Source organism: Streptomyces sp. NPDC005393 (assembly GCF_040606675.1).
In the GTDB taxonomy this organism is placed as follows: Bacteria; Actinomycetota; Actinomycetes; order Streptomycetales; family Streptomycetaceae; genus Streptomyces.
Genome location: NZ_JBEXFG010000001.1, coordinates 380,011 through 406,328, shown reverse-complemented (window position 1 = coordinate 406,328; position 26,318 = coordinate 380,011). Strand labels below are relative to the sequence as shown.

At 70.9% G+C, this 26,318-nt stretch carries 14 protein-coding genes and 1 pseudogene; 9 read left to right on the top strand and 6 right to left on the bottom strand.

Annotation, left to right across the window (positions count from 1 at the left end):
* Positions 1 to 77: 77 nt before the first annotated feature.
* The 4 genes from ABZS71_RS01950 to ABZS71_RS01935 all read right to left on the bottom strand — a co-directional run bounded on the left by ABZS71_RS01950 (position 78) and on the right by ABZS71_RS01935 (position 3,960).
* Positions 78 to 698: a peptidoglycan recognition family protein gene (locus ABZS71_RS01950; protein ID WP_355846767.1), complete on the bottom strand. Its 621-nt coding sequence runs from the start codon at positions 696 to 698 to the stop codon at positions 78 to 80.
* A 426-nt stretch (positions 699 to 1,124) separates the two neighbouring features.
* The gene (locus ABZS71_RS01945; RefSeq protein ID WP_355846764.1) at positions 1,125 to 1,628 is read right to left on the bottom strand and encodes an ATP-binding protein; all 504 of its coding nucleotides are present in this window, start codon (positions 1,626 to 1,628) and stop codon (positions 1,125 to 1,127) included.
* Positions 1,629 to 1,905: 277 nt separating this feature from the next.
* A complete protein-coding gene (locus ABZS71_RS01940) occupies positions 1,906 to 2,673 on the bottom strand; it encodes an enoyl-CoA hydratase-related protein (protein ID WP_355846761.1) in 768 nt (255 codons plus the stop codon).
* A 54-nt stretch (positions 2,674 to 2,727) separates the two neighbouring features.
* Positions 2,728 to 3,960, bottom strand: a complete 1,233-nt coding sequence (locus ABZS71_RS01935) for an Ig-like domain-containing protein (protein WP_356206684.1) — start codon at positions 3,958 to 3,960, stop codon at positions 2,728 to 2,730.
* A gap of 435 nt (positions 3,961 to 4,395) precedes the next feature.
* Here ABZS71_RS01935 and glgX point away from each other — a divergent pair, with 435 nt between their 5' ends.
* From glgX to ABZS71_RS01920, 3 genes are read left to right on the top strand one after another with little or no spacing between them, the layout of a single operon-like run.
* Entirely contained in the window at positions 4,396 to 6,660 is a 2,265-nt protein-coding gene (gene glgX / locus ABZS71_RS01930) for a glycogen debranching protein GlgX (RefSeq protein WP_356206869.1), read from the top strand.
* A gap of 34 nt (positions 6,661 to 6,694) precedes the next feature.
* Positions 6,695 to 8,545 carry an ABC transporter ATP-binding protein gene (locus ABZS71_RS01925; protein ID WP_356206681.1) on the top strand — a complete coding sequence of 617 codons (1,851 nt, stop codon included), beginning with the start codon at positions 6,695 to 6,697 and terminating at the stop codon, positions 8,543 to 8,545.
* On the top strand, positions 8,542 to 10,416 hold the full coding sequence (locus ABZS71_RS01920; RefSeq protein WP_355846752.1) for an ABC transporter ATP-binding protein: 1,875 nt from the start codon (positions 8,542 to 8,544) through the stop codon (positions 10,414 to 10,416). Before ABZS71_RS01925 ends, ABZS71_RS01920 begins: the two co-directional genes overlap by 4 nt.
* Before the next feature lie 15 nt (positions 10,417 to 10,431).
* Here ABZS71_RS01920 and ABZS71_RS01915 read toward each other — a convergent pair.
* Positions 10,432 to 10,988 (bottom strand): annotated as a pseudogene (locus ABZS71_RS01915) (DUF664 domain-containing protein).
* Positions 10,989 to 11,412: 424 nt separating this feature from the next.
* On the opposite strand from ABZS71_RS01915, the gene ABZS71_RS01910 reads away from it, so the two are divergent.
* From ABZS71_RS01910 to ABZS71_RS01900, 3 genes are all read left to right on the top strand, one after another.
* Positions 11,413 to 13,641, top strand: coding sequence for a M4 family metallopeptidase (locus tag ABZS71_RS01910; protein ID WP_356206866.1), 2,229 nt, complete (start codon positions 11,413 to 11,415; stop codon positions 13,639 to 13,641).
* A gap of 312 nt (positions 13,642 to 13,953) precedes the next feature.
* On the top strand, positions 13,954 to 15,603 hold the full coding sequence (locus tag ABZS71_RS01905) for a M4 family metallopeptidase (RefSeq protein ID WP_356206863.1): 1,650 nt from the start codon (positions 13,954 to 13,956) through the stop codon (positions 15,601 to 15,603).
* A 144-nt stretch (positions 15,604 to 15,747) separates the two neighbouring features.
* Positions 15,748 to 17,415: a M4 family metallopeptidase gene (locus ABZS71_RS01900; protein WP_356206678.1), complete on the top strand. Its 1,668-nt coding sequence runs from the start codon at positions 15,748 to 15,750 to the stop codon at positions 17,413 to 17,415.
* 353 nt (positions 17,416 to 17,768) lie between these two features.
* On the opposite strand, the gene glgP is transcribed toward ABZS71_RS01900, so the two are convergent.
* Complete coding sequence (gene glgP, locus ABZS71_RS01895; protein WP_356206676.1) at positions 17,769 to 20,411, bottom strand: alpha-glucan family phosphorylase; 2,643 nt, start codon at positions 20,409 to 20,411, stop codon at positions 17,769 to 17,771.
* A gap of 605 nt (positions 20,412 to 21,016) precedes the next feature.
* Here glgP and ABZS71_RS01890 point away from each other — a divergent pair.
* The 3 genes from ABZS71_RS01890 to treS all read left to right on the top strand — a co-directional run bounded on the left by ABZS71_RS01890 (position 21,017) and on the right by treS (position 26,247).
* A complete protein-coding gene (locus ABZS71_RS01890; protein WP_355846743.1) occupies positions 21,017 to 22,240 on the top strand; it encodes a S8 family peptidase in 1,224 nt (407 codons plus the stop codon).
* A gap of 279 nt (positions 22,241 to 22,519) precedes the next feature.
* A complete protein-coding gene (locus ABZS71_RS01885) occupies positions 22,520 to 24,514 on the top strand; it encodes an alpha-1,4-glucan--maltose-1-phosphate maltosyltransferase (protein WP_356206673.1) in 1,995 nt (664 codons plus the stop codon).
* A complete protein-coding gene (gene treS, locus ABZS71_RS01880) occupies positions 24,511 to 26,247 on the top strand; it encodes a maltose alpha-D-glucosyltransferase (protein WP_356206671.1) in 1,737 nt (578 codons plus the stop codon). Before ABZS71_RS01885 ends, treS begins: the two co-directional genes overlap by 4 nt.
* The last annotated feature ends 71 nt before the right edge of the window (positions 26,248 to 26,318 follow it).

Below are 26,318 nucleotides of genomic sequence, written 5' to 3'. Positions count from 1 at the left end.
CTGTTCCGCCCCTTCCGTGCGTGTGTTCTGACCCGCACAGATTAGCGGTCCGTGGCCGGCGGCCCGCCGGACGCGCATCAGGCCCCGTTGACCAGGTCCATATAGCGGTCCCAGTCCCACAGCGGGCCCGGGTCGGTGTGGTCGGTGCCGGGGACCTCCACATGGCCGATGATGTGGTCGCGGGTCTTGGGGATGCCGTAGCGGTCGCAGACGGCCGCGGTCAGGGCCGCGGACGAGGCGTACATCTCGTCCGTGAACCACTTGGGCTGATCCACCCAGCCCTCGTGCTCGATGCCGATGCTGCGGTTGTTGTAGTCCTTGTTGCCCGCGTGCCAGGCGACGTCCTTCTCGCGGACGAACTGCCCGATGTAGCCGTCGGCCGAGGCGACCATGTAGTGCGCGGAGACCTGCTTGGCCGGGTCCTTGAAGATCTTCATCGCGTCCGGGAAGGTCTCCTGGGTCACATGGATGACGACGAAGTCGATCGGATACGAGGTCGGGCGGCTGGAGACGCGGTAGTTGGAGGTGGAGGCCGGGATCCAGTGGGTGGGGGGATAGGCGACGGCGGCCCGGCGGCGGTATCTGTCGTGGGCGTGGGCGGGGGTTGCGGTGGCGGCGAGTCCGATGGCGGCGGTGGCGAGATAGGCGCCTGAGCGGAAAAGGGTGCGACGGGTCGGGGTGCGGCCGTGCGCTTCCATGGGGGGTCTCCCGAATGCGTAGCCGAGACAAGGGATGTGACGCGTAGGGGTGCGGCGTGGGGGGGCTTGACGCGCGTAGCGCGGTTCCATGGTGAACGGCCGACAGGGCCATGCCAAGGACCGCCGGGCAAAGAAAGATTTCGCGTCACGGTCTGGACCACTGGAAATTCCGAGCCCAGAAGGAGACAACGAAGGAAATATGCCCCCTTACCCGCCATTAACAAGGCAAGTGTTACAGCTCACCTTGGATTGGCTTGGAAGTGATCTAGCACGTCTGCGATAGTCGGGGCCGCGACCCCCATTGACCCGGGCCAGGTCGTTCCCCCATTTGCCGCGGAGCACACCCCTTCCGCTCCACGGCCGGGGCGGAAGAGGTCCCCGTACCGTCGCGCGCCGACGGCACGGGGACCTCTTTCGTACGCCGGCTCAGCCTTCGGTCACCCGCATCTCGAACCATGTCGTCTTGCCGCAGGGCAGCAGATCCACGCCCCACCGCTGGGAGAGCTGGTCCACCAGCATCAGCCCGCGCCCGCTGGTGTCGAGATCGCCCACCGGCAGCAGACACGGCAGCCCGCGGGACGGATCGCGGACCTCGACCCGGATCCAGCCGCGCCGCCGCAGCATCCGCAGTCCGAAGGTGCGGGCGCCGGTGTGCCGTACGGCGTTGCCGACGAGCTCGGACACCAGTAGCACCGTGTACTCGGCGAGCTGAGAGGCCAGCCCCCAGTCCCGCACAACGATGAATTCGGCCAACCGGCGGGCCGTCCCCGCGGATTCGGGGCGGGAGGGCAGCCGCACCTCCTCGACCGCGGGATTCCCGAAGAGTTCGAGCGCCCTGAGAGCCGGATCGTCCTCGACGGACGGCATCCGCCGTACCGCAGCCGTACCAGTGCGCTGCTGCGGCTGCTCCATTCCCTCCAAGCCCGCCATGCCCCCCATCATGGCCGCCCGAAAGGCCGTCCGGGGCGGAACCATAGGATCCCGAACACCGGAGCCCCAGGCTCCACAAACCGGATCCGACATATGCCAATGGCAGTTAGGGAGTTAAAACACCCCATCTGACCAGCGATGTCACCGCGCGTTCGCGTGATCACCCAGCGTACCCGAACCGGTCATCCAAGGCTCAACCGATGGCGAAGAAAATTCGCTCGCACGGGGCATACGCGACCCGGAAACCTCGGCCGGTGCGATCCGAACCCGTCCGTGGTCAGCTGAACTCGGCCTTGCCCGGCCCGTCCTCGACAAAACTCCGCATCCCGATCTCCCGGTCCTCGGTGGCGAACAGCCCGGCGAACCAGGTGCGTTCGATGGCGAGACCGGTGTCGAGGTCCGTCTCAAGCCCCCGGTCCACCGACTCCTTGGCCGCGCGCAGCGCGATCGCCGGCCCCTGCGCGAGCTTCGCCGCCCACGCGTGGGCCTGCTCGTAGACCTCGTCGGCCGGTACCACCCGGTCGACCAGGCCGATGGCGAACGCCTCGTCGGCCCTCACCTGACGGCCCGTGAAGATGAGGTCCTTGGCCCGGGACGGTCCGACCAGCCGGGCGAGCCGCTGGGTGCCGCCCGCGCCGGGGATCAGCCCGAGCAGGATCTCGGGCTGGCCGAGCTTGGCGTTCTCGGCGGCGATCCGGAAGTCGGCGCACAGCGCCAGCTCGCAGCCGCCGCCCAGGGCGTAGCCGGTGACGGCGGCGACGACGGGCTTGGGGATCCGGGCGACGGCGGTGAAGGAGTCCTGGAGGTCACCGGAGCGGGCCACCATCGCGGCGTGGTCCATCTCCCGCATCTCCTTGATGTCCGCGCCCGCCGCGAACACCTTCTCGCCGCCCCAGATGACCACGGCGCGTACGTCGTCGCGGCGGGTCACCTCGTCGGCGAGCGACCTCAGCCGGTCCTGGGTGGCGACGTCGAGCGCGTTCATCGGCGGGCGGTCAAGGCGGAAGGTGGCGACGCCGTCGGCGACCTCGAGATTCACAGTCATGGGCGCAGGTTAGCGCCGGCTAACGGGGAGCGGGCGGCTGGGGCCGCGCGGGGCCTACCCCTTCCACGTGGCCCAGGACATGTTCCAGCCGTTGAGGCCGTTGTCCGGCTGGACGGTCTCGTCGTGCGAGTTCTTCACGATGACCACGTCGCCGAGGAGCGACTTACGGAAGAACCAGGCGGCCGCGGTGGACGAGTCGCCGCCACCGCGCTGGTCGAAGAGGCCCACGCAGCCGTGGCTGACGTTGACCGAGCCGAAGGTCGCCCGGCCCGCCCAGTAGTTGCCATGGATGAAGGTGCCCGAGTTCGACAGCCGCATCGCATGCGGCACGTCCTTGATGTCGTACTCGCCGTCGAAGCCGACGGTGGCGCCGTTCATCCGGGTCACGGCGAGCCTCTCGCTGATCACCATCGTGCCGTTGTAGGTCTCATGGCCGGGCGCGCCGGAGGTGATCGGGAGGGTCTTGATGGTCTTGCCGTCCCGTTTGACCGTCATCTTCTTCGTCTTGGCGTCGACGACGGAGATCTGGCTGCGGCCGATGGTGAACGACACGGACTTCTTCTGCTCGCCGTACACCCCCGGCCTGCCCTCGACACCGTCGAGGTCCAGGCTCATCGTCACCTTGGTGCCGGGCTTCCAGTACGTCCGCGGCCGGAAGTCCAGCCGGTCGTTGCCGAACCAGTGGCCCTCGATCGGCACCGACGGGGAGGCGCTGACCTTGATCCCCTTCTCCACGGCCCCGGGGTGGGTGATCCCCCGGTCGAAGCGGAGCGAGACCGGCATGCCGACGCCGACCGTCGAGCCGTCCTCCGGGGTGTAGGTCCCGAGGAAGGTCTCCTTGGGACGCAGCGTGGTGAACGTGGTGTGCCTGGCCGTCGTGCGGCCCGCGGTGTCCTTGGCGACGGCGTCCACCGTGTACGTCGTCTCCGAGCGGAGGTGGGCGTCCGGCCGCCAGCCGCGCCCGTCCTTCGCGACCTTCCCCGCGACCGGGCGGCCCTTGGCGTCCTCGACCTTGACGGAGGTCAGCCGGCCCTTGGCCGAGGTGACCTTGAGCGCCCCGCTGGTGTCGACGCCCTTCGCCCCGTTCTTCGGCGCGATCGTCACCACGGCCTGGGACGCCTTCCGCTCGGCGCCGCCCTTGCCGTCCTTGCCCTTCTTGCCGTCGTCGCCGGAGCCGCCGCCTCCGCCGCATGCCGCGACCAGCGTCAGCAACGCCCCGAGCAGCAGCGCGAAGAGTCCCCTGCGACCCCGCGCCGTCGCAACCCCCGCTATCGGTCGCACCCTCACCACAGCTCTCCCCCCCTCCGCAGGGCCGCGCCCCGCGGCAACCCCGGTCACGCGCACGCGCGCATGGCGACAGGTAATCACATCGCGGTGATCGTGGACTCCCCTTGATGGTCACGGTTCAGTCCCGGGTGGGAGCGGTCACACCGGTAATCGGCCAAGGTGCGTCGCGCACAAGGCCCGGGTGGGTGAGGGCTGGTGGGATTGCGGGCAGAACAGCTCCGAGGGCGGGGGCATGCCCGCGCGGCACGGGAGGCCGCGAGGACCGCCACCCGCCATGAGGCGCTGCCCGCCGCGCCCCGGCTGGGGCGGCGGCGCGAGAGCCGCGAGCCGCCGGAGGCCGACGTGTCCAAAGCAGCCGAGCAGGAGACGGCGACGAGCGAGCCGCCGGAGCCGGAGCCGGACGCGGGCCTGGCCGGCCCCGTGTCCGTCGCGACCGTGACCGCCGGCCTCGTCGGGCGCCGCCGCCCCGCCGCGCCGCTGACCGCCCCGCGCGGCGCCCCGTCGCCGGGCCCCGCCGTATGGCCGGGCAGCCCGGAGCCGCTGGGGGCGCGGGTCTGCCGGGGCCCCGGCGGGGTGCCGGGGACCAACTTCGCGCTGTGGGCGGGCGGTGCGGAGGCCGTCGAGCTGTGTCTGTTCGACGCGGACGGGGCCGAGACCCGCTGTCCGCTCACCGAGCCGACCCATGGGGTCTGGCACGGCTTTGTGCCCGGCGTGCTGCCCGGGCGGCGGTACGGCTACCGCGTGCACGGCCGCTGGGACCCCTGGACAGGCGCCCGCTGGAACCCGGCGAAGCTGCTGCTGGACCCGTACGCCCGCGCCGTGGACGGCGAGTTCGCGCTGAGCGCCGAGGTCTACGGGCATGTCCGGGACTGGCCGCAGCAGCATGTCGCCGACACCGTACGGGACGACCGCGACTCCGCCCCGTACGTCCCCAAGGGCGTGGTCGTCGGCCACGAGGCCCAGGACGGCCCGCCCGACGAGTGGACCCACGACCACCGTCCCAAGACCCCCTGGGCCGAGTCGGTCATCTACGAGCTGCATGTGCGCGGCTTCACCATGCGCCACCCCGGCGTCCCGCCCGAGCTGCGCGGCACCTACGCCGGGCTCGCGCATCCGGCCGCGATCGAGCACCTCACCCGGCTCGGGGTCACGGCGGTCGAGCTGCTGCCGGTGCATCAGTTCGCCCATGAGGACCATCTGCTGCGACGGGGCCTGCGCAACTACTGGGGCTACAACTCCATCGGCTATTTCGCGCCACACGGCGCCTACGCCGCCGGGGGCACCCGCGGCCAGCAGGTCGGCGAGTTCCGGCGGATGGTGCGCGCGCTGCACGCCGCCGGGATCGAGGTGATCCTCGACGTCGTCTACAACCACACCGCCGAGGCCGGTGAGCTCGGCCCCACGCTCTCGCTGCGCGGTATCGACAACCGCGGCTACTACCGCCTCCAGCAGGACCCGCGCCGCTACGCCGACTTCACCGGCTGCGGAAACACCCTCCAGGCGGTCCAGCCGCACGTGCTCCGGCTGATCACGGACTCGCTGCGCTACTGGGTGACCGAGATGGGCGTGGACGGCTTCCGCTTCGACCTCGCCAGCGCGCTCGCCCGCTCCGCGCACGGCGTCGACATGCTCTCCCCCTTCCTCGCCGTGATCGCGCAGGACCCGGTGCTGCGCCGCGTCAAGCTGATCGCCGAGCCGTGGGACGTGGGCTCCGGCGGCTATCAGGTGGGCGCGTTCCCGCCCCTGTGGGCCGAGTGGAACGACCGCTACCGCGATGCCGTACGGGACTTCTGGCGCGGTGCGCTGCCCGACGTGCGCGACCTCGGCTACCGGCTGTCCGGCTCCAGCGATCTGTACGCCTGGAGCGGCCGCCGCCCGTACGCCTCGGTCAACTTCATCACCGCGCACGACGGCTTCACCCTGCGCGATCTGGTCTCCTACGAGCGCAAGCACAACGAGGCCAACGGGGAGGGCAACCGCGACGGCACCCAGGACAACCGCTCCTGGAACTGCGGCGCCGAGGGCGAGACCGACGATGCGCGGGTGCGCGCGGTGCGCCGCCGCCAGCTGCGCAATCTGCTCTCCACCCTGCTGCTGTCCACCGGGGTGCCGATGCTCGTCGCGGGCGATGAGCTGGGCCGCACCCAGGGCGGCAACAACAACGCCTACTGCCAGGACAACGAGACCGGCTGGATCGACTGGTCGCTGCTGGAGGACCCCGGCTGGCGGGCCTTGACCGACCTCACCGCCCGCCTCATACGACTGCGCCGCGTCCACCCGGTACTGCGCCGCCCCGCCTTCTTCTCCGGCCGCGCCCGGCTCCCGGACGGGCTGCGCGACCTCGCCTGGTTCGCCCCGCACGGCACCGAGATGGCCGAATCCGACTGGTACGCGCCGACGACCGCCCTCGGCGTCTATCTTTCCGGCAGCGACCTGCCGCAGCGCGATCCGCGCGGCGCGCCGGTCACCGACGACAGCTTTCTGCTGCTGCTGCACGCGGGCCCGGAGCCGCTCTCCTTCACCCTGCCCGGCCCCCCGTGGGCCTTCGGGTACGAACTCCTGCTCGACACCGCGCGCGAGGACCAGGACACGGCCCCGGGCACACACCACCCCGCGGGCGCCCCGATCGAGCTTCCCGAGCGCTCGGTGCTGCTGCTGCGCGCCCTTGCGGCCACGGACCTACGCCAAAAAACCGAGTGAGCACTGTCAGTGGTCAACCGTACTCTCGCCACTGATGACTGTGACGAGTGAAGCCCCCCAGACCCAGGGCCCACCCCAGGCGGGCGGGCCCGCCGCCGCGCGGCACCGCTCCGCCACGCGCTCGCTGCTGCGCCTGTGGCCGTATGTGCGGCCGGTGCGGGCGCGGCTGTTCACGGCGGCCGGGGTGGCGGTCGTCGCCTCCTGCCTGGGTCTGGTCATCCCGCTCGTCCTCAAGTGGATGGTGGACGGCCCGGTCGCCGACCGGGACCCGGGCGGGGTCTGGCTGGGCGGTGCGCTGCTGCTCGCGCTCGGCACGGCCGAGGCCGGTCTCTTCGGGCTCCGGCGCTGGCTGGTCGCCCGGCCGCTGGCCTCCGTCGAGGCCGCGATGCGCGCCGATCTGTACCGGCATCTGCAGCGGCTGCCGGTCTCCTTCCACGACCGCTGGGCCTCCGGCCAGCTGCTCTCGCGCGCGACGACCGATCTGATGCTGCTGCGGATGTTCCTCGCCTTCCCGCTCACCTTCCTGGTGGTCAACGGGGTCACCATCCTCGCCGGGTTCGCCATCCTGCTGTCGCAGGAGTGGACGCTGGGCCTGGTGCTCGTCGTCCCGGCGGTCCCGCTGGTGATCCTCTGCTCGCTCTTCGAAACGCGGTACTCGTCCGTCGCCCGCACCGTCCAGGACCAGACCGGCGATCTGACGACGGTCGTCGAGGAAGGCGTGCTGGGCGTCCGCATCGTCAAGGGCTTCGGCCGCCATCGCAGCCAGGCCCGCGCCTTCCGCGCCCTGTCGGAGCGCCTCCGCTCCACCGAACTCCGCAAGGCGGGCCTGCTCGCCACGCTCTGGGCGCTGATCATGACCCTCCCGGAGCTCGCGATCGGCGCGGCGCTGGTCCTCGGCACGGTCCAGGTGGCCGACGGCGACCTGTCGGCGGGCACGCTCGTCGCCTTCCTCTCCACGGCCCTGACCCTGCGCTGGCCGGTGGAGTCCCTCGGCTTCCTGCTGGCGATGAGCCAGGACTCGGCGACGGCGACCGACCGCTTCTTCGAGGTCATGGACGCCCCGCCGGCCGACGCCGAGGACCGCCCTGCCGCGCCCGGTCTGGCCCGGCAGCTGGGCGCGGACGCGAGCCCGTCGGCGGAGGGCGGGCTGCGGTTCGAGGGGGTGGTGTTCCGGTACGCCGACGCGGCTGCCGATGCCCCGGCCGTCCTGCGGGGCGTGGATCTGCACATCCGGCCCGGCGAGACCATGGCGCTGGTGGGGGCGACCGGATCCGGGAAGACCACGCTGACCGCCCTGGTGCCCCGGCTGCACGAGGTGACGCGCGGGCGGATCACCGTCGACGGACGGGACATCACGACCCTGCCCCGCGAGGAGCTACGGGGGCTGGTGGCCGTCGCCTTCGAGGAGCCCACGCTGTTCTCCGCGACGGCGGGCGAGAACGTCCTCATGGGCGCCGCCGACGCCCGGCGGGAGGATCTCGTACGAGCACTGCGGGTGGCGCAGGCGGAGTTCGTGCACGCCTTGCCGCGGGGCACCGACACCCAGGTCGGCGAGCAGGGGCTCAGTCTGTCCGGCGGGCAGCGGCAGCGGCTCGCGCTGGCGCGGGCCGTCGTCGCAGGACCGCGCTTCCTGGTGCTCGACGATCCGCTGTCCGCGCTCGATGTGCACACCGAGGCGCTGGTGGAGGCCGCGCTGCGGCAGGTCCTCGCGACGACGACGGCGCTGGTCGTCGCGCACCGGCCGTCCACCGTGCTGCTGGCGGACCGGGTCGCGCTGCTCTCGGAGGGCCGCGTCGCCGCGGTCGGCACGCATCACCAACTGCTGCGGGACAGCGCCGAGTACCGGTCGCTCATGTCCGGACACGAGGGGGAGGGGGGCCCATGACCACGGCCGAGGACGAGGAAACGAGCACAGGCCAGGAGGCTCCGGAGGACGCGGGCCCGGGCGAGGAGAGCCGGGGCGCGGCCGATCCGTTCGACCGCGACGTCCTGCCCACGCCCAAGGGCGCGTCCCCCGCGCTGCTGCGCTCCCTGCTCGCCCCACGCCGCCGCCGCGTCTGGCTGACGGCCGTATTACTGCTGCTGCAGCAGGCGGCCGTCCAGGCGGGTCCCCTGCTCGTCGCGTATGCCATCGACCGCGCCGTGCCCGCCTTCCGCGACGGCGAGCACGGCCCGCTGATCGCGGTCGGGGCGGGCTATCTGGGGTGTGCGCTGGCCTCCGGGGCCCTGCAGTACGCGTTCATCCGCTCCTCCGCCCGGGTCAACCAGGACGTCCTGCTGGATCTGCGCGGCCGGATCTTCCGCCATGCCCAGGTGCTCAGCGTGGACTTCCATGAGCGCTACACCTCCGGCCGCCTCATCTCCCGCGCCACCACGGACGTCGAGTCGCTGCGCGAACTGCTCAACGAGGGGCTCGACGAGCTGCTCGGCGTCGCGCTGTCGGTCGTCTACATCTCGGCGACGCTGCTGTATCTGGACTGGGGGCTCGGCGCCGCGGCAATGCTCTCCTTCTGGCCGCTGTATCTGCTCATCCGCTCCTTCCAGCGCCGCTCCATGCGCGTGTACCGCAAGCGCTCCACGGCCATCGCCTCCGTCATCGTGACCTTCGCGGAGACCATGAACGGCATCCGCCCGGTCCAGGCGTTCCGCCGCGAGCGCGTCAACGACGCGCGCTTCGGCGAGCTCAACCACCGCCATGAGCGGGTCAACGGCGACGCGATCCTGGAGATGGCCCGCTATGTGGTCAGCTCCCGCCTGGTCGCCAACGCGGCGGTGGCCGCGATCGTGCTGTGGGGCGTCTACCGGGTCGCCTCCGGCGGACTCGCGCTCGGCGTGCTCGCGGCGGCGGCGCTGTATCTGCGCCGGCTCTACGACCCCATCGACCGGCTCGGGATGTTCCTCAACTCCTACCAGTCGGCGGCCGCCTCGCTCGAGAAGATCGCGGGTCTGCTCGCCCAGCGCCCCTCCGTCCCCGAGCCCGCCGACCCCGTGCCCCTCCCCCCGCGCCCCTCGAAGGCCCCGGGCCGGGAGGTCGCCTTCGACGGGGTCCGCTTCGCCTACCGCACCGGCGGCGAGGTGCTGCCCCGCTTCGATCTGACGCTCCCCGCCGGGCAGACCGTCGCCGTGGTCGGCGCGACGGGCGCGGGCAAGTCCACCCTCGCCAAGCTGCTCGCCCGCTTCTACGACCCCACCGACGGCCGGGTGCTGCTCGACGGCGTGGATCTGCGCGCTCTCGCCACGCCCGAGCTGCGGCGCGGCGTGGTCATGGTGACGCAGGAGGCGTTCCTCTTCTCCGGCACGGTCGCCGACAACATCGCCATCGGCCGCCCCGACGCCGGCCGCGCGGAGATCGAGCGCGCGGCCAAGGCGATCGGCGCCCATGACTTCATCGCCGCCCTGCCCGACGGCTACGACACGGACGTACGCAAGCGCGGCGGCCGGATCTCGGCGGGCCAGCGCCAACTGGTCGCCTTCGCCCGCGCCCTGCTCGCCGACCCCTCGGTCCTCATCCTCGACGAGGCGACGTCCTCCCTCGACATCCCGGGTGAGCGCGCGGTGCAGCGCGCCATGGGCACGGTGCTGCACGGCCGTACCGCCGTCGTCATCGCCCACCGTCTGTCGACGGTCGAGATCGCCGACCGGGTGCTGGTGATGGCCGACGGCCGGATCGTCGAGGACGGCGCCCCGGACGAACTGATCGCGGGCGAGGGCCGGTTCGCCGCGCTGCACCAGGCGTGGCGGGACAGCCTTGTGTGAGCTGCGAGCGACACCTCACTCGCCGACCGTGCCGTCGGCCACCTCCCGTACGGCATCCAGCTGTCCGGCGTGGCGGGCGTACTCCTGGAGCAGATGGACGAGGATCCAGCCGAGCGTCGGGGCCCGGCCATGGCCGCGTCGGCGCGCTGCATCGGCCTCGGTGGCGAACCGGCCGCCGGTGCGCGCCCGACGCTCCAGCGGTACGCCCGCGACGGCCGCCCGCGGCCAGGCGCACTGCTCCTTTCCTCGAACCGGGCCCGCACCTCGGCGGGCGAACCGCCTTCGGGGACGTGCCAGCGGTCGTCCGGGCCGCGGTCGCCCCACGGGTCGTCGACCGGCTCCCCGAGGAACCCCCAGCGCAGCCGGCGCCGTTCGACATGGGTCAGATGGTGGAGCAGCTCCAGCGGCGTCCAGCCGGAGGGGAGCCTGCTGGTGCGCAGCTCGCGCTCCGGTAGCCCGTCGAGCTTGTGCGGCACCACATGCCGGAAGTAGTCGAGACAGGCGTCGAGCATCCGGCGGGGGTCGGTGAGCGAGTGCGGGGGCTCGTCGATCGGGTTCACGGGGGTGGGCATACCGGTGACGCTACGGACGGCCGCTGACAGAGCGGATGGCTCGAACTGACCGTGGGTCACCGGCATGCGGACACGGCACATGTGTCGACGGACGCTTTCCGGACAATCTCTTGTCGCGGTCCTGACAGGTTGAGTGCATTGATGGCACTCTTCCCTCGGCCGAGGGACAGCAGTCCAAGCTCGTCGCTGTACCCGCGGCCAGAGCCACCCCCCACACCCGCACCACAGCACCCGCATCCGCACCCGTTCTGCCACGCCCTGCCCGGACGGCGACCCAGCCGCCCGGTCGTCCCGGCCGCGCCACCGCGCGGCCAGCGCAGAAGGAGTCAGCGTGAGATCTCTCCCCCACCGGCATCTCAGATCCGGCAGCCGCAGACCCGGCAGCCACGCGGTCGCGGGCGGTGCGCTGGTCGCCGCGGCGGCGATGATCGTCGTCGGCGTACAGACCGGCCCCGCCGCCGCCCGTCCGGACGACTCGGCCCGGACCGCCGCCGCCGGCACGGTATCCGGCAGGCCGGACCCGGGCGCCCTGCCCGCCAAGCTGTCGCCCGCGACCCGTGCCGAGCTGATCCGCGAGGCCGACGCCGCCAAGGGCGCCACCGCCAGGACCCTGGGTCTGGGGGCGAAGGAGAAGCTGGTCGTCAAGGACGTCATCAAGGACGTCGACGGCACCACCCACACCCGCTACGAGCGCACCTACGCCGGACTTCCGGTCCTCGGTGGCGACGTGGTCATCGACCGGGCGGGGAGCGGGGCCGTGAAGACGGTCGCCAAGTCCACCAAGGCGCGGATGAAGGTCGCGACGACCACCGCCGCCGTCGCGCCCGCCACCGCCGAGAAGGCGGCCGTGAAGGCGGCGAACGCGCAGGGCTCGCGGAAGACCGCGGCCGACCGGGCGCCGCGCAAGGTCATCTGGGCGGCGAAGGGCACGCCCACCCTTGCGTACGAGACCGTCGTCGGCGGCCTCCAGGAGGACGGCACCCCGAACGAGCTGCACGTCATCACCGACGCGACGACCGGCACGAAGCTCTTCGAGTTCCAGGGCGTCAAGACCGGCACCGGCAACAGCCAGTACAGCGGCCAGGTCACCCTCGGCACCTCGGGCAGCTCGGGCTCGTACAACCTGACCGACGCGGGCCGCGGCGGCCACAAGACGTACAACCTCAACCGCGGCACCTCGGGCACCGGCACGCTCTTCACCGACGCCGACGACGTCTGGGGCAACGGCACCACCTCCGACGCCGCGACCGCCGGGGTGGACGCGCACTACGGCGCCGCTGAGACCTGGGACTACTACAAGAACGTTCAGGGCCGCACCGGCATCAGGGGCGACGGCGTCGGGGCGTACTCCCGGGTCCACTACAGCAGCGGCTATGTCAACGCCTTCTGGCAGGACGCCTGCTTCTGCATGACCTACGGCGACGGCTCGGGCAACGCCAAGCCGCTGACCTCCCTCGACGTCGCGGCGCACGAGATGACCCACGGCGTGACCGCCGCCACCGCCAATCTCAGCTACAGCGGCGAGTCCGGCGGCCTCAACGAGGGCACCTCGGACATCTTCGCCGCGGCCGTCGAGTTCTACGCGGGCAACGCAGGCGACCCCGGTGACTATCTCGTCGGCGAGAAGATCGACATCAACGGCAACGGCACCCCGCTGCGCTACATGGACAAGCCCAGCAAGGACGGGGCGTCCAAGGACAGCTGGTACTCCGGGGTCGGCAACGTGGATGTGCACTACTCGTCCGGCATCGCCAACCACTTCTTCTATCTGCTCTCCGAGGGCAGCGGCGCCAAGGTCATCAACGGCGTCAGCTACAACAGCCCGACCTCCGACAGTCTGCCGGTCACCGGCATCGGCCGGGACAACGCCGAGAAGATCTGGTTCAAGGCGCTGACCCAGCGGATGACCTCCAACACCAACTACGCGGGGGCGCGCGACGCGACGCTGTGGGCGGCCGGTCAGCTCTTCGGCCAGGGCAGCGCCCAGTACAACGCCGTGGCCAACGCCTGGGCGGGGGTCAACGTCGGTGCGCGGATCACCGACGGCGTCACCGTCACCCCGCCCGGCGATCAGACCAGCATCGTGGGCCAGGCCACCAGCCTGCAGATCACCGCGACCAGCTCCAACGCGGGCGCGCTCGGCTACGCGGCCACCGGGCTGCCCGCGGGCCTCGTGATCAACTCCTCGACCGGTCTGATCTCCGGCACCCCGACCACCACCGGCGCCGGCGCGGTGACGGTCACGGTGACCGATTCGACCGACAAGACCGGCACGGCGTCCTTCACCTGGACCGTGAACACCACCGGCGGCAATGTCTTCGAGAACACCACGGACGTCGCCATTCCGGATGCCGGTGCCGCCGTCACCTCGCCGATCACGGTCAGCCGGCCCGGCAACGCGCCCTCGAACCTCCAGGTGGGCGTGGACATCGTGCACAGCTACCGCGGTGACCTGGTGATCGACCTGATCGCCCCGGACGGTACGGCCTACCGGCTCAAGGGCTCCAGCCTGTTCGACTCGGCGGACGACGTGAAGACCACGTACACCGTCAGCGCTTCCTCCGAGACCGCGGCGGGAACCTGGAAGCTGAAGGTCCAGGACATGTACTCGCAGGACTCCGGCTACCTCAACAGCTGGAAGCTGACCTTCTGAGAGTGGTTCTGACGACCCGCCCGGCGAGGGCCTGAGCCGTCCCGCAGACAGGCGCCGCCAGGGGTGACCCGACTCCCCCTGGCGGCGCCTCCGTTGATCACATTCTGTCCGTTATCCGGAGGTTGATCAACATTCAACGAACATTTTCCGGCCGATCTGCCATAACGCCCGTGACATGTACCGGACTTGTGTGACAGTCTGCCACGCACTCGAACCCATAACCCCTGTTGTTCGGCACCGGGCCGCACTTCCCCGCCGCCCGGCGCTGACCCCCCACAACAACAAGGAGTTCACGTGAGCAAGAACAGCTCCATGCCCAGAGGTGCCCACGCCCGCAAGCGCCGTTCGGTCAAGGCGGCCGGCGCCGCGGCGGTCGTGACCGGGCTGATCGGCGCGGCGATAGCGGCCAACTCGGCCGGTGCCGCGACAACGGCCGGCGCCGAGACGACGTCGGGCGCGATACCCACCACCCTCACCGCGTCGGCCCGCGCCGAGCTGCTGCGCGACGCCAACGCGACCAAGGCGGACACCGCCAAGACCCTGGACCTGGGCGCCAAGGAGAAGCTCGTCGTCAAGGACGTCGTCAAGGACGCCGACGGCACCACCCACACCCGCTACGAGCGCACCTACGACGGGCTGCCGGTCCTCGGTGGCGACCTGATCGTCCACCAGGCCAAGGGCGGCGACGTCAAGAGCGTCACCAAGGCCACGAAGGCCACCGTCAAGGTCGCCACGACCACGGCCGAGGTCGCCCCGAGCGCCGCCGAGAAGTCCGCGGTGAAGCTCGCCAAGGCCGACGACACCAAGAAGGCCGCGGCCGACCAGACCCCGCGCAAGGTGATCTGGGCCGGCACCGGCAAGCCCACGCTGGCCTACGAGACCGTCATCGGCGGCCTCCAGAAAGACGGCACGCCGAACAAGCTGCACGTCGTCACCGACGCGGCCAGCGGCAAGAAGCTCTATGAGTACCAGGCCGTCGAGACCGGCGCCGGCCAGAGCGAGTACAGCGGCAAGGTCGACCTCGGCACCAGCAAGGAAGGCAGCGGCTTCACCCTGACCGACGCCGGCCGCGGCGGCCAGAAGACCACCAACCTCGAGAACGGCGAGAGCGGCGACGGAAAGCCGTTCACGGACGACGACGACACCTGGGGCACCGGCAAGCCCGACGACCCGCAGACCGCCGCCGTCGACGCCCACTACGGCGCCGCCATGACCTGGGACTACTACAAGAACGTGCACGGCCGCAACGGCATCGCCGGTGACGGCAAGGGCGCGCCCTCCCGGGTCCACTACGGCGACTCCTACGTCAACGCGTTCTGGGACGACGACTGCTTCTGCATGACCTACGGCGACGGCCAGGGCAACAAGAAGCCGCTGACCGCGCTCGACGTCGCGGGCCACGAGATGTCCCACGGCGTCACCTCGAAGACCGCCGGTCTGGAGTACAGCGGTGAGTCGGGCGGTCTCAACGAGGCCACCTCCGACATCTTCGGCACCTCCGTCGAGTTCTACGCCAAGAACGCCACCGACGTCGGCGACTACCTCATCGGCGAGAAGATCGACCTCAACGGCGACGGCAAGCCGCTGCGCTACATGGACAAGCCCAGCAAGGACGGCGCGTCCGCGGACGCCTGGTCCGCCGATGTCGGCAACAAGGACGTGCACAACTCGTCCGGCGTCGCCAACCACTTCTTCTACCTGCTGTCCGAGGGCAGCGGCGCGAAGGAGATCAACGGCGTGAAGTACGACAGCCCGACCTCCGACGGCTCCACCGTCAAGGGCATCGGCCGCGACAAGGCCGAGAAGATCTGGTACAAGGCTCTCACCACCTACATGACGTCCAGCACGGACTACCACGCCGCCCGTGAGGCGACTCTGAAGGCCGCCGCCGACCTGTACGGCGCCGACAGCGCCGAGCACAAGGGCGTCGACGCGGCCTGGGCCGGGGTCAACGTCAAGTAAAACTGGTTGAGTTACGCACGACACACATACCGGTGTCCGGGGCTTCAGGCCCGGGCACCGGTATGTTTTATCCACGGCAAAGTCACATCTTTGTCGTGTTGGGCGGAACCTTCACCCAACTCCCCATAACAGCTGGAGATACGCGTGGATTCACGTTCGACGTCGTCCATATCTGGCATATCCCGTCTCAGACGCTCGCGTACCGCCCTCGCCGCCGGAGCGGCGACCCTGGCCGCCTCCCTGCTCGCCGCCGGCGCCACCGCCGGATCCGCGGGCGCGGCCACCCCGACGTCCGCCTCGGCGGACGCCTCGACGCTCTCGCTCTCCCCCTCGGTCCGCGCCGAGCTGCTGCGCGAGGCCGGTGCGACGACGGTCTCCACCGCCAAGGCCATCCGCCTCGGGGGCAAGGAGAAGCTGATCGTCCGGGATGTCGTCAAGGACGCCGACGGCACCACCCACACCCGCTACGAGCGCACCTACGACGGGCTGCCCGTCCTCGGCGGCGATCTGGTCGTCCACGAGTCGCCCTCCGGGGCCTCCGAGGGCGTCACCAAGGCCACCGACGCCGACATCAAGGTCCCGGACACCCGCGCCGCGGTCGCCCCCTCCGGCGCCGAGCGTTCCGCGCTGACCGCCGCGAAGTCGGCGGGCGACAAGGGGACCGACGCCGACCGCACGCCCCGCAAGGTCATCTGGGCCGCCGGCGGCAAGCCCGTGCTCGCGTACGAGACGGTCGTCCTCGGGGTGCAGAAGGACGGCACGCCGAGCAAGCTGCACGTCATCACCGACGCCGACACCGGCAGGAAGCTGTACGAGTACCAGGCCGTCGAGAACGGCACGGGCCAGGGCCAGCACAACGGCAAGGTCACCATCGGCACCGTCCGAAGCGGCAGCCAGTGGCTGATGAAGGACACCGCGCGCGGCGGCCACCAGACGTACAACCTCAAGCACAAGGAAGTGGGCAAGGGGTCGGCGTTCTACGACGCCGACAACGTCTGGGGCAACTACAAGCCCACCATCGCCCAGACCGCCGCCGTCGACGCGCACTACGGTGCCGCGAAGACCTGGGACTACTACAAGAACGTCCTGCACCGCAACGGCATCCGGAACAACGGCAAGGCCGCCTACTCCCGCGTCCACTTCAGCACCGGGTACGTCAACGCCTTCTGGGACGACGACTGCTTCTGCATGACCTACGGCGACGGCGAGGGCGACAAGAAGCCGCTCACCTCGCTCGACGTCGCGGGCCACGAGATGAGCCATGGGCTGACCTCCGCCACCGCCAACCTGGAGTACAGCGGCGAGTCCGGCGGGCTCAACGAGGCCACCTCCGACATCTTCGGTACGGCCGTGGAGTTCTACGCCAAGAACGCCAAGGACCCCGGTGACTACCTCATCGGCGAGAAGATCGACATCAACGGCGACGGCACCCCGCTGCGCTACATGGACAGGCCCAGCAAGGACGGTCTGTCCTACGACTACTGGAAGAGCGGCGTCGGCGAGGACGACCCGCACTTCACCTCGGGCATCGCCAACCACTTCTTCTACCTGCTGTCCGAGGGCAGCGGCCGGAAGATCATCAACGGCGTGACCTACAACAGCCCGACCAAGGACGGCCGGACCGTCAAGGGCATTGGCCGCGCCAAGGCCGAGAAGATCTGGTACAAGGCGCTGACCACGTACATGACCTCGACCACCAACTACGCCAAGGCCCGCACCGCGACCCTCAACGCGGCGAAGGCCCTGTACGGCTCGAGCAGCATCGAGTACAAGACGGTCAACAGCGCCTGGGCGGGCGTCAACGTGAAGTAGCCCACCGGCCGGGCGGGCCACTGGCCCGCCCGGCCGCACCCGGTTCCTACCGCTCCCCGCCGGCCCGCCGGCCCGCCTCCTGGTTCTCCGGCACCGAGCAGGGCAGATGGCCGTGTTTCTCGTTCCGCGGTGTGCAGTTCCGCATAGCCGATCGCGCCCGGCGTCCGGGCCACCGTCCTCAGCACCTCGGCGGTGCTGTCGAGCTCACAGCGGACGACCTTGTCCCTGCTGAATTTCGTGGTCCGGCAGTTGTCGGAGGTCCGCGAGATCTCGTTGTTCCGCAGGACCCGGCTCTCGAAGACGCCCCGCGTCCCCGGTTTCGCGTGCCGGCTCACCAGCCAGTTGCTCGGAAATCACCGCATCAGGACACCTGCCTCTTCGGCCATGGTCTCCGAGGGGTGGGCGATCAGGCCCAGCTCCGCGGCGTCCGCCAGGAGTCGGTGGGCGGGGAGGACGCGGACCGTGTAGCCGAAGGGGCCGGTGCGGTCGAGTGCGAGGGGGCCCTCGTAGAGTCTGCGGCCCTCCTCGTCGGGGCCCGCGGTGGGCTTCAGAGGAACGTGGGTGCCGTCCGTAATACGGTCGGCGTCGTCCACGCGTCCGGCGACCGCCTGGACCTCCACATCGGCGGGTTCGAGGCCGCCGAGCCGCACCCGGACCCGCAGGGAGAGGGCCGAGCCCAGCTCGGCGGCGCCGCCCGGGGCGGGCGGGGTCAGGTGGGCCTCCACATGGTCGACGGCGACGCCCGGCCAGGCGTCCCGTACCCGCTCCTTCCAGAGGGCCAGTTCGCGGGCGGCGGCGTGGTCGAGGGCGCGGTGGGAGCGGGCGGCGGGGGCGTAGAGCCGCTCGACGTACTCGCGCACCATCCGGCCCGCGAGCACCTTGGGGGCGAGGGTGTTGAGGGTGCGCCGGACCATGTCGATCCAGCGGCCGGGGAGGCCGTCCACCCCGCGGTCGTAGAAGCGCGGCGCGACCCGGGTCTCCAGGAGTTCATAGAGGGCGGCGGCCTCGAGGTCGTCCCGGCGGGTCTCGTCGATGGCGGTGCCGTCGGCGGTCGGGATGGCCCAGCCGAAGTCCGGTTCGTACCACTCGTCCCACCAGCCGTCCAGGACGGAGAGGTTGAGCCCACCGTTGAGCGCCGCCTTCATCCCGCTGGTCCCGCACGCCTCCAGCGGCCGCAGCGGGTTGTTGAGCCAGACGTCGCAGCCGGGGTAGAGCTTCTGGGCCATCGCCATGCCGTAGTCGGGCAGGAAGACCAGACGGTGGCGCACCCGCGGGTCGTCGGCGAACCGCACCAGCTCCTGGATGAGCCGCTTGCCGCCGTCGTCCGCCGGATGGGCCTTGCCCGCGACGACGATCTGGACCGGCCGCTCGGGGTGGAGCAGCAGCTCCATCAGCCGGTCGGGGTCGCGCAGCATCAGGGTGAGCCGCTTGTAGGAGGGGACGCGGCGGGCGAAGCCGATGGTGAGGACGTCGGGGTCGAGCACCCCGTCGATCCAGCCGAGCTCCGCGGTGCCCGCGCCGCGCTGCCGCCAGGACGCGTACAGCCGCCGGCGGACCTCGGCGACGAGCTGTTTGCGCAGGGCCCGGCGCAGCTCCCACAGCTCGCCGTCGGGGAGGTGGCCAAACCGGCGGGCGCCGAGCCGGGTGACCTCGGGCGCGGTCCAGGTGGACGCGTGGACGCCGTTGGTGACGGACGTGATGGGCACGTCCTCGGGGTCGAAGCCGGGCCACAGCCCCGCGAACATCTCGCGGCTGACGCTGCCGTGCAGGGTGGACACCCCGTTGGCGCGCTGGGCCAGCCGCAGGCCCATCACGGCCATGTTGAAGAGATTGGGCTCGCCGCCGGCGTAGGTCTCCATGCCGAGCGCGAGGACCCGCTCGACCTCGATCCCGGGCAGTTCGCCGTCCTCGCCGAGATGGCGGGCGACGAGCTCGCGGTCGAAGCGGTCGATCCCGGCCGGGACGGGGGTGTGGGTGGTGAACACGGTGCCGGCCCGCACCGCCTCGTGGGCGGTGGCGAAGTCGGCGCCGTCGGCGATGAGTTCGCGGATCCGCTCAAGGCCCTGGAAGCCGGCGTGGCCCTCGTTGGTGTGGAACACCTCGGGGGCGGGGTGGCCGGTGAGCCGGCAGTACGCGCGCACGGCGCGGACGCCGCCGATGCCCAGCAGCATCTCCTGGAGCAGCCGGTGCTCGCTGCCGCCGCCGTAGAGCCGGTCGGTGACATCGCGCTCGCCGTGGCCGTTCTCCTCCACGTCCGAGTCGAGCAGCAACAGCGGCACCCTGCCCACCTGGGCCTGCCAGACGCGCGCGTGCAGCGGGCCGCCGCCGGGGAGGGCGAGCGGGATCCCGACGGGGCGGCCGTCCGGTTCGCACAGCAGGGTCAGGGGCAGCTCGTTGGGGTCGAGCAGCGGGTACTGCTCCTGCTGCCAGCCCTCGCGGGAGAGGGACTGGCGGAAGTAGCCGTGGCGGTAGAGGAGCCCGACGCCGATCAGAGGCACACCGAGGTCGCTCGCGGCCTTGAGATGGTCCCCGGCGAGGATGCCGAGGCCGCCGGAGTACTGCGGCAGGGCGGCGGTGATGCCGAACTCCGGCGAGAAGTAGGCGATGGCGGCGGGCAGTCCGGCGGGCTCGGGGGCGCTCCCCGTGCCGGTGCCGGCGCCGGCGCCGGACCCGGCCCGGTCGCCGGCCCCGGCCCCGGCCCAACCCTGGTACCAGCGGGGGCCGGTCAGATAGTCGTGCAGATCGTCGGCGGCCGCCGTGAGCCGCCGCAGAAAGGGGCGGTCCTCGGCGAGGTCCGCGAGTCGGGAGACGGGCACGCTGCCCAGCAGCCGCACCGGGTCGCCGCCCGACGCCTGCCACCCCTCGGGGTCCACGGACTCGAAGAGCTCGCGGGTCTCGGGGTGCCAGGACCAGCGCAGATTACGCGCCAGCCGGTGGAGCGGTCGTAGGGGTTCCGGAAGGACGGGACGCACGCTGAATCGACGGATGGCCTTCACCCCTCGACGGTAGCGGCCGAGGAGTCCCCGTTTCGGCTGTTTCGCCCGGCCCCCCGAGAAGTCGTGGCGGAGGCGGCAGCCTTTCCGGCCGAGGCGACGACCGCACGGCGACACCCCCCGCTTCCACTCCCCCGCACACAAGGAGCCTTGACATGGCTGAACAGCTCACCAGGCGCCGGACCGCGCGGCGCCGGGCGATCGCCGGCGGCCTCGGCGCCGCCGCCCTGACGGTCGGCGCCCCGACCACCGGTCTGTCCCTCTCCGCCGTCTCGGCCGCCACCTGGCCGTCCAACAAGCTCCTCACAGGGACAGGCACCCCGTACCGGACACTGATCGGTATGGACACACAGCGCCGAGCCCGACTCCCCGTCCGAGGCGGCGCTGCGGCTGCTCGCCTCGGGGCTCAACCCGACCCCCGCCACCCCGGACCGCCGCCTTCACGACCGCCTTCACGACCGCCTCCACGAGAACGGCCGATAACCACCGCAACCCCGCCCGGAATCCGCGCCGCCGATATGGCCGGTTCCACCCCCTGATGCGCCCTTGTTCGGATCTTTTCCCTCACGAGAGGCTGTCGCCGTCGAGTTGGGGAGGGGAATCGATCCATGGCATTCAGAAAGGCGGGCCGCCGCCGCACGGCCGGGGCTCTGGCCGCCGCCGCGGCGGCACTCCTCGCGGCCGCGCTGCCCGCACAGGCCACTCCCCCGCAGGCCGCCCCCGCCGAAGGGCGGGTCCGGGGCGCGGCCACGGCGGTGGACGGCGGCTATATCGTCACGCTGAAGCGGGGGGCGGGGGCGCCCGCGGCCTCGTCCGGACCGGGCAGGGAACTCGTCGAGAAGTACGGGGCGAGCATTCGCCGCACCTACAGCACGGCGCTGAACGGCTATGCGGTACGGGCGGACGAGGCGCAGGCCCGGCGGCTCGCCGCCGATCCCGGCGTCGCCTCGGTCACCCGGGACGCGGAGGTGTCGCTGCGGCGCGCCCAGTCCCGTCCGCCGTCCTGGGGCCTGGACCGGATCGACCAGCCGGACCGCCCGCTGGACGACGCGTACACCGCGCCGGCGAGCGCCGGCCGGGGGACCACGATCTACGTCATCGACTCCGGTGTCCGCACCACCCACCAGGACTTCGGCGGCCGGGCCCGCTCCGGCTGGGACTTCGTCGACGACGATCCGGTCGCCGAGGACGGCAACGGCCATGGCACCCATGTGGCCGCCACCGCGGCGGGTACGCGGTACGGCGTGGCGAAGAAGGCCGGCATCGTGGCCGTACGGGTGCTGGACGACCGGGGTGAGGGCACCAGCGCCCAGGTGCTCGCCGGTCTCGACTGGGTGCTGAAGCACGCCAGAAGGCCCGCCGTCGTCAATCTGAGCCTGGGGACCGCGGTCGCGACACCGGTGCCCGAATGGGACGCGGCGGTACGGACCGGGATCGCCTCGGGGCTCACCTTCACCGTCGCGGCGGGCAATGAGAACCTGCCCGCGGGCTCCTTCTCACCGGGCCGGGTGCGGGAGGCGATCACGGTCGGCTCGACCGACCGTGCCGACCGGCGCTCCGACTTCTCCAACTGGGGCCCGGCCATTGATCTGTTCGCGCCCGGCGACCGGATCGTCTCGGCCTCGAACACGAGCGACACGGCGGTCAGGACGCTGTCGGGCACCTCGATGGCGGCGCCGCATGTCGCGGGCGCCGCCGCGCTCTATCTCGCCGATCACCGTTCGGCCGGCGCGGACCAGGTGAGCGCGGCGCTGACGGCGGAGGCGGCCAAGGGCCGGGTGCGGGGCGCGGGCTTCGGCTCGCCGAACCGTCTGCTGCGGGTGGCCAACTGACGTACTGGTATGACGCTATGACTGGACGGCCCCGCCTACGGGCGGGGCCGCTCCATGTACCCGGCGTTACGAACCGGTAGTTACCGGGAACCCGGATTGTTCCCCGGTGGCGCAGGGGAAGGCTTCCCAGACGCGCCCCCCATGGCCGACCCCATCCGCCCACCAGAGTGAACGCGGACAGGAGCTGTCATGCCCGCAACCCGTCGCCCGGCGGCAGACCGATACAAAGGGACAAAAGCCGCCGAAGCACATCAGCCCGCAACGCCGTCAGGTGATCCTATGATCGGTCGCATTCCCATTCTGGATATCCGCCCGCTGATCGACTGCGGCCGCCGCCCCGCCAAGGCGGTGGTGGACGAGACCTTCGAGGTCAGTGCCACCGTGTTCCGGGAGGGTCACGACGCGGTCAACGCCAATGTCATCCTCCGCGATCCGGCCGGCCGGTCCGGCCCCTGGACCCCGATGCGCGAGCTCGCGCCCGGCACCGACCGCTGGGGTGCCTCGGTCACCCCCGGTGCACCCGGCCGCTGGTCGTACACGGTCGAGGCATGGAGCGATCCGGTCTCCACCTGGCGCCACCACGCACGGATCAAGATCCCGGCCGGGATCGACACCGATCTGGTCCTGGAGGAGGGCGCCCGGCTGCATGAGCGAGCCGCGGCCGGCGTGCCCAAGAACGACGGCCGGGAGGCGGTGCTGCGGGCCGTCGACGGGCTGCGGGACGAGCGGCGCCCGGTGGCCGACCGGCTCGCCGCCGCCCTCGCCCCCGATGTCACCGCCGCCCTCGACCGCCATCCGCTGCGCGAACTGGTCACCTCCTCGCGCCCGATGCCGCTCCAGGTCGACCGGGAGCGCGCGCTGTTCGGCTCCTGGTACGAGCTCTTCCCGCGCTCCGAGGGCGCCAAGGTCGCCGAGGGGCGGCGGCCGGTCAGCGGCACGCTGCGCACCGCCGCGGAGCGGCTGCCCGCCGTCGCCGCCGCGGGCTTCGACGTCGTCTATCTGCCGCCGATCCACCCCATCGGCACCGCGTTCCGCAAGGGTCCCAACAACACGCTGTCCGCGGGCCCCTACGACGTCGGCTGCCCCTGGGCGATCGGCTCGGCCGACGGCGGCCATGACGCGATCCACCCCGACCTCGGCACCCTGGACGACTTCGGCCACTTCGTCGCGCGGGCGCGCGAGCTGCGCATGGAGGTCGCGCTGGACTTCGCGCTCCAGTGCTCACCGGACCACCCCTGGGTGGCCAAGCACCCCGAGTGGTTCCATCAGCGGGCCGACGGCACGATCGCGTACGCGGAGAACCCGCCCAAGAAGTACCAGGACATCTATCCGATCGCCTTCGACGCGGACTTCACCGGGCTCGTCCGCGAGACCGAGCGGGTGCTGCGCTTCTGGATGGCGCACGGCGTACGGATCTTCCGCGTCGACAATCCGCACACCAAGCCCGTGGTCTTCTGGGAGAAAGTGATCGGGGACATCATCCGGACCGATCCCGATGTCATCTTCCTCGCCGAGGCGTTCACCCGCCCCGCGATGATGAACACCCTCGGCGCGATCGGCTTCCAGCAGTCGTACACGTACTTCACCTGGCGCAACGACAAGCGGGAGCTCACCGACTATCTGACCGAGCTGTCCGGGGACGCGGCCGCCTGGATGCGACCCAACTTCTTTGTGAACACCCCCGACATCCTGCACGCCTACCTCCAGCGGGGCGGCCGCCCCGCCTTCGAGGTACGGGCCGTCCTCGCCGCCACCCTCTCCCCCGCCTGGGGCGTCTACGCGGGATACGAGCTGTGCGAGAACACCCCGCTGCGCGCCGGGAGCGAGGAGTACGTCAACTCGGAGAAGTACCAGCTGCGGCCGCGCGACTGGGCGGCGGCCGAGCGCGACGGCCGGACCATCACCCCGCTGATCACCCGGCTGAACCGGGTGCGCCGCCGCCATCCCGCCCTGCGGCGACTGCGCAACCTCAGATTCCACCACGCCGACAACGATTCCGTCATCGTCTACTCGAAGCGCACGGGAGATTCGTGCGTCCTCACGGTCGTCAACCTGGATCCCCACCACACCCAGGAGGCGAGGGTCTCGTTGAACATGCCGGAACTCGGCCTCGAATGGCACGAGTCCGTCCCGGTGCGCGACGAGCTCACCGGCGAGACCTATCACTGGGGCAGGGACAACTATGTGCGCCTGGAGCCAGGGCGTGAAATGGCTCCCGCGCATGTGCTCTCCCTGCGACCGTCCTCACCGATCGGAGGGTCACCCACACCATGATCGTCAACGAGCCCGTACCGGACAAATTCGAAGACACGCCCGCCAAGGACCGCGATCCCGACTGGTTCAAGCGCGCCGTCTTCTACGAGGTCCTGGTCCGCTCCTTCCAGGACAGCAACGGCGACGGCATCGGCGACCTCAAGGGACTCACGGCCAAACTCGACTATCTGCAGTGGCTGGGCGTGGACTGCCTGTGGCTGCCGCCGTTCTTCGCCTCCCCGCTGCGTGACGGCGGCTATGACGTCTCGGACTACACCGCCGTCCTGCCGGAGTTCGGGGACCTCGCGGACTTCGTCGAGTTCGTCGACGCCGCCCATCAGCGCGGCATGCGCGTCATCATTGACTTTGTCATGAACCACACCAGTGACCAGCATCCGTGGTTCCAGGAGTCCCGCACCGACCCGGACGGACCGTACGGCGACTACTACGTATGGGCCGACGACGACAAGCAGTACCAGGACGCGCGGATCATCTTCGTCGACACCGAGACCTCCAACTGGACCTTTGATCCGGTACGCAAGCAGTACTACTGGCACCGCTTCTTCTCGCATCAGCCGGATCTCAACTTCGAGAACCCCGCCGTCCAGGAAGAGGTACTGGCCGCCCTGCGCTTCTGGCTGGACCTGGGCATCGACGGATTCCGGCTGGACGCCGTCCCGTATCTGTACGCCGAGGAGGGCACCGACTGCGAGAACCTGCCCCGTACGCATGAGATGCTCAGGCGCGTCCGGGCCGAGATCGACGCCCACTACCCCGACACCGTGCTGCTGGCCGAGGCCAATCAGTGGCCGGAGGACGTCGTCGACTACTTCGGCGACTTCGAGGCAGGCGGCGACGAATGCCATATGGCCTTCCACTTCCCCGTCATGCCGCGCATCTTCATGGCGGTGCGCCGCGAGTCCCGCTATCCGGTCTCGGAGATCCTCTCCAAGACCCCCGCGATCCCCTCCGGCTGTCAGTGGGGCATCTTCCTGCGCAACCACGACGAGCTGACGCTGGAGATGGTCACCGACGAAGAGCGCGACTACATGTACGCGGAGTACGCCAAGGACCCGAGAATGCGCGCCAACATCGGCATCCGCCGACGACTGGCGCCCCTGCTGGACAACGACCGCAATCAGATCGAGCTGTTCACGGCGCTGCTGCTGTCCCTGCCCGGTTCGCCGATCCTGTACTACGGCGACGAGATCGGCATGGGCGACAACATCTGGCTCGGTGACCGCGACGCCGTCCGTACCCCCATGCAGTGGACCCCCGACCGGAACGCGGGATTCTCCTCCTGCGATCCGGGGCGGCTGTTCCTGCCGACGATCATGGACCCGGTCTACGGCTATCAGGTCACCAATGTCGAGGCGTCCATGAGCAGCCCGTCCTCGCTGCTCCACTGGACCCGCCGGATGATCGAGATCCGTAAGCAGAACCCCGCCTTCGGCCTGGGCTCCTTCACCGAGCTGCCGTCCTCCAACCCCGCCGTCCTCGCCTTCCTCCGAGAGGCCCCGGGAACCCGGGACGGCGAGGACGACCTCGTGCTGTGCGTGCACAACTTCTCGCGCTTCGCCCAGCCCACCGAGCTCGATCTGCAGTCCTTCGCCGGCCGCCATCCGGTCGAGCTGATCGGCGGGGTCCGCTTCCCGGCCATCGGTGAGCTGCCGTATCTGCTGACCCTGGCCGGGCACGGTTTCTACTGGTTCCGGCTGCGGCGCAACGAGGCCGCGGGGCACTGGGCCGACTGAGCGGCCGATTTCGGCCCGCTGTTACGGCCCCTCGTCCGTACGCGTCCACATCGGGCGCGTACGGGCGTTTT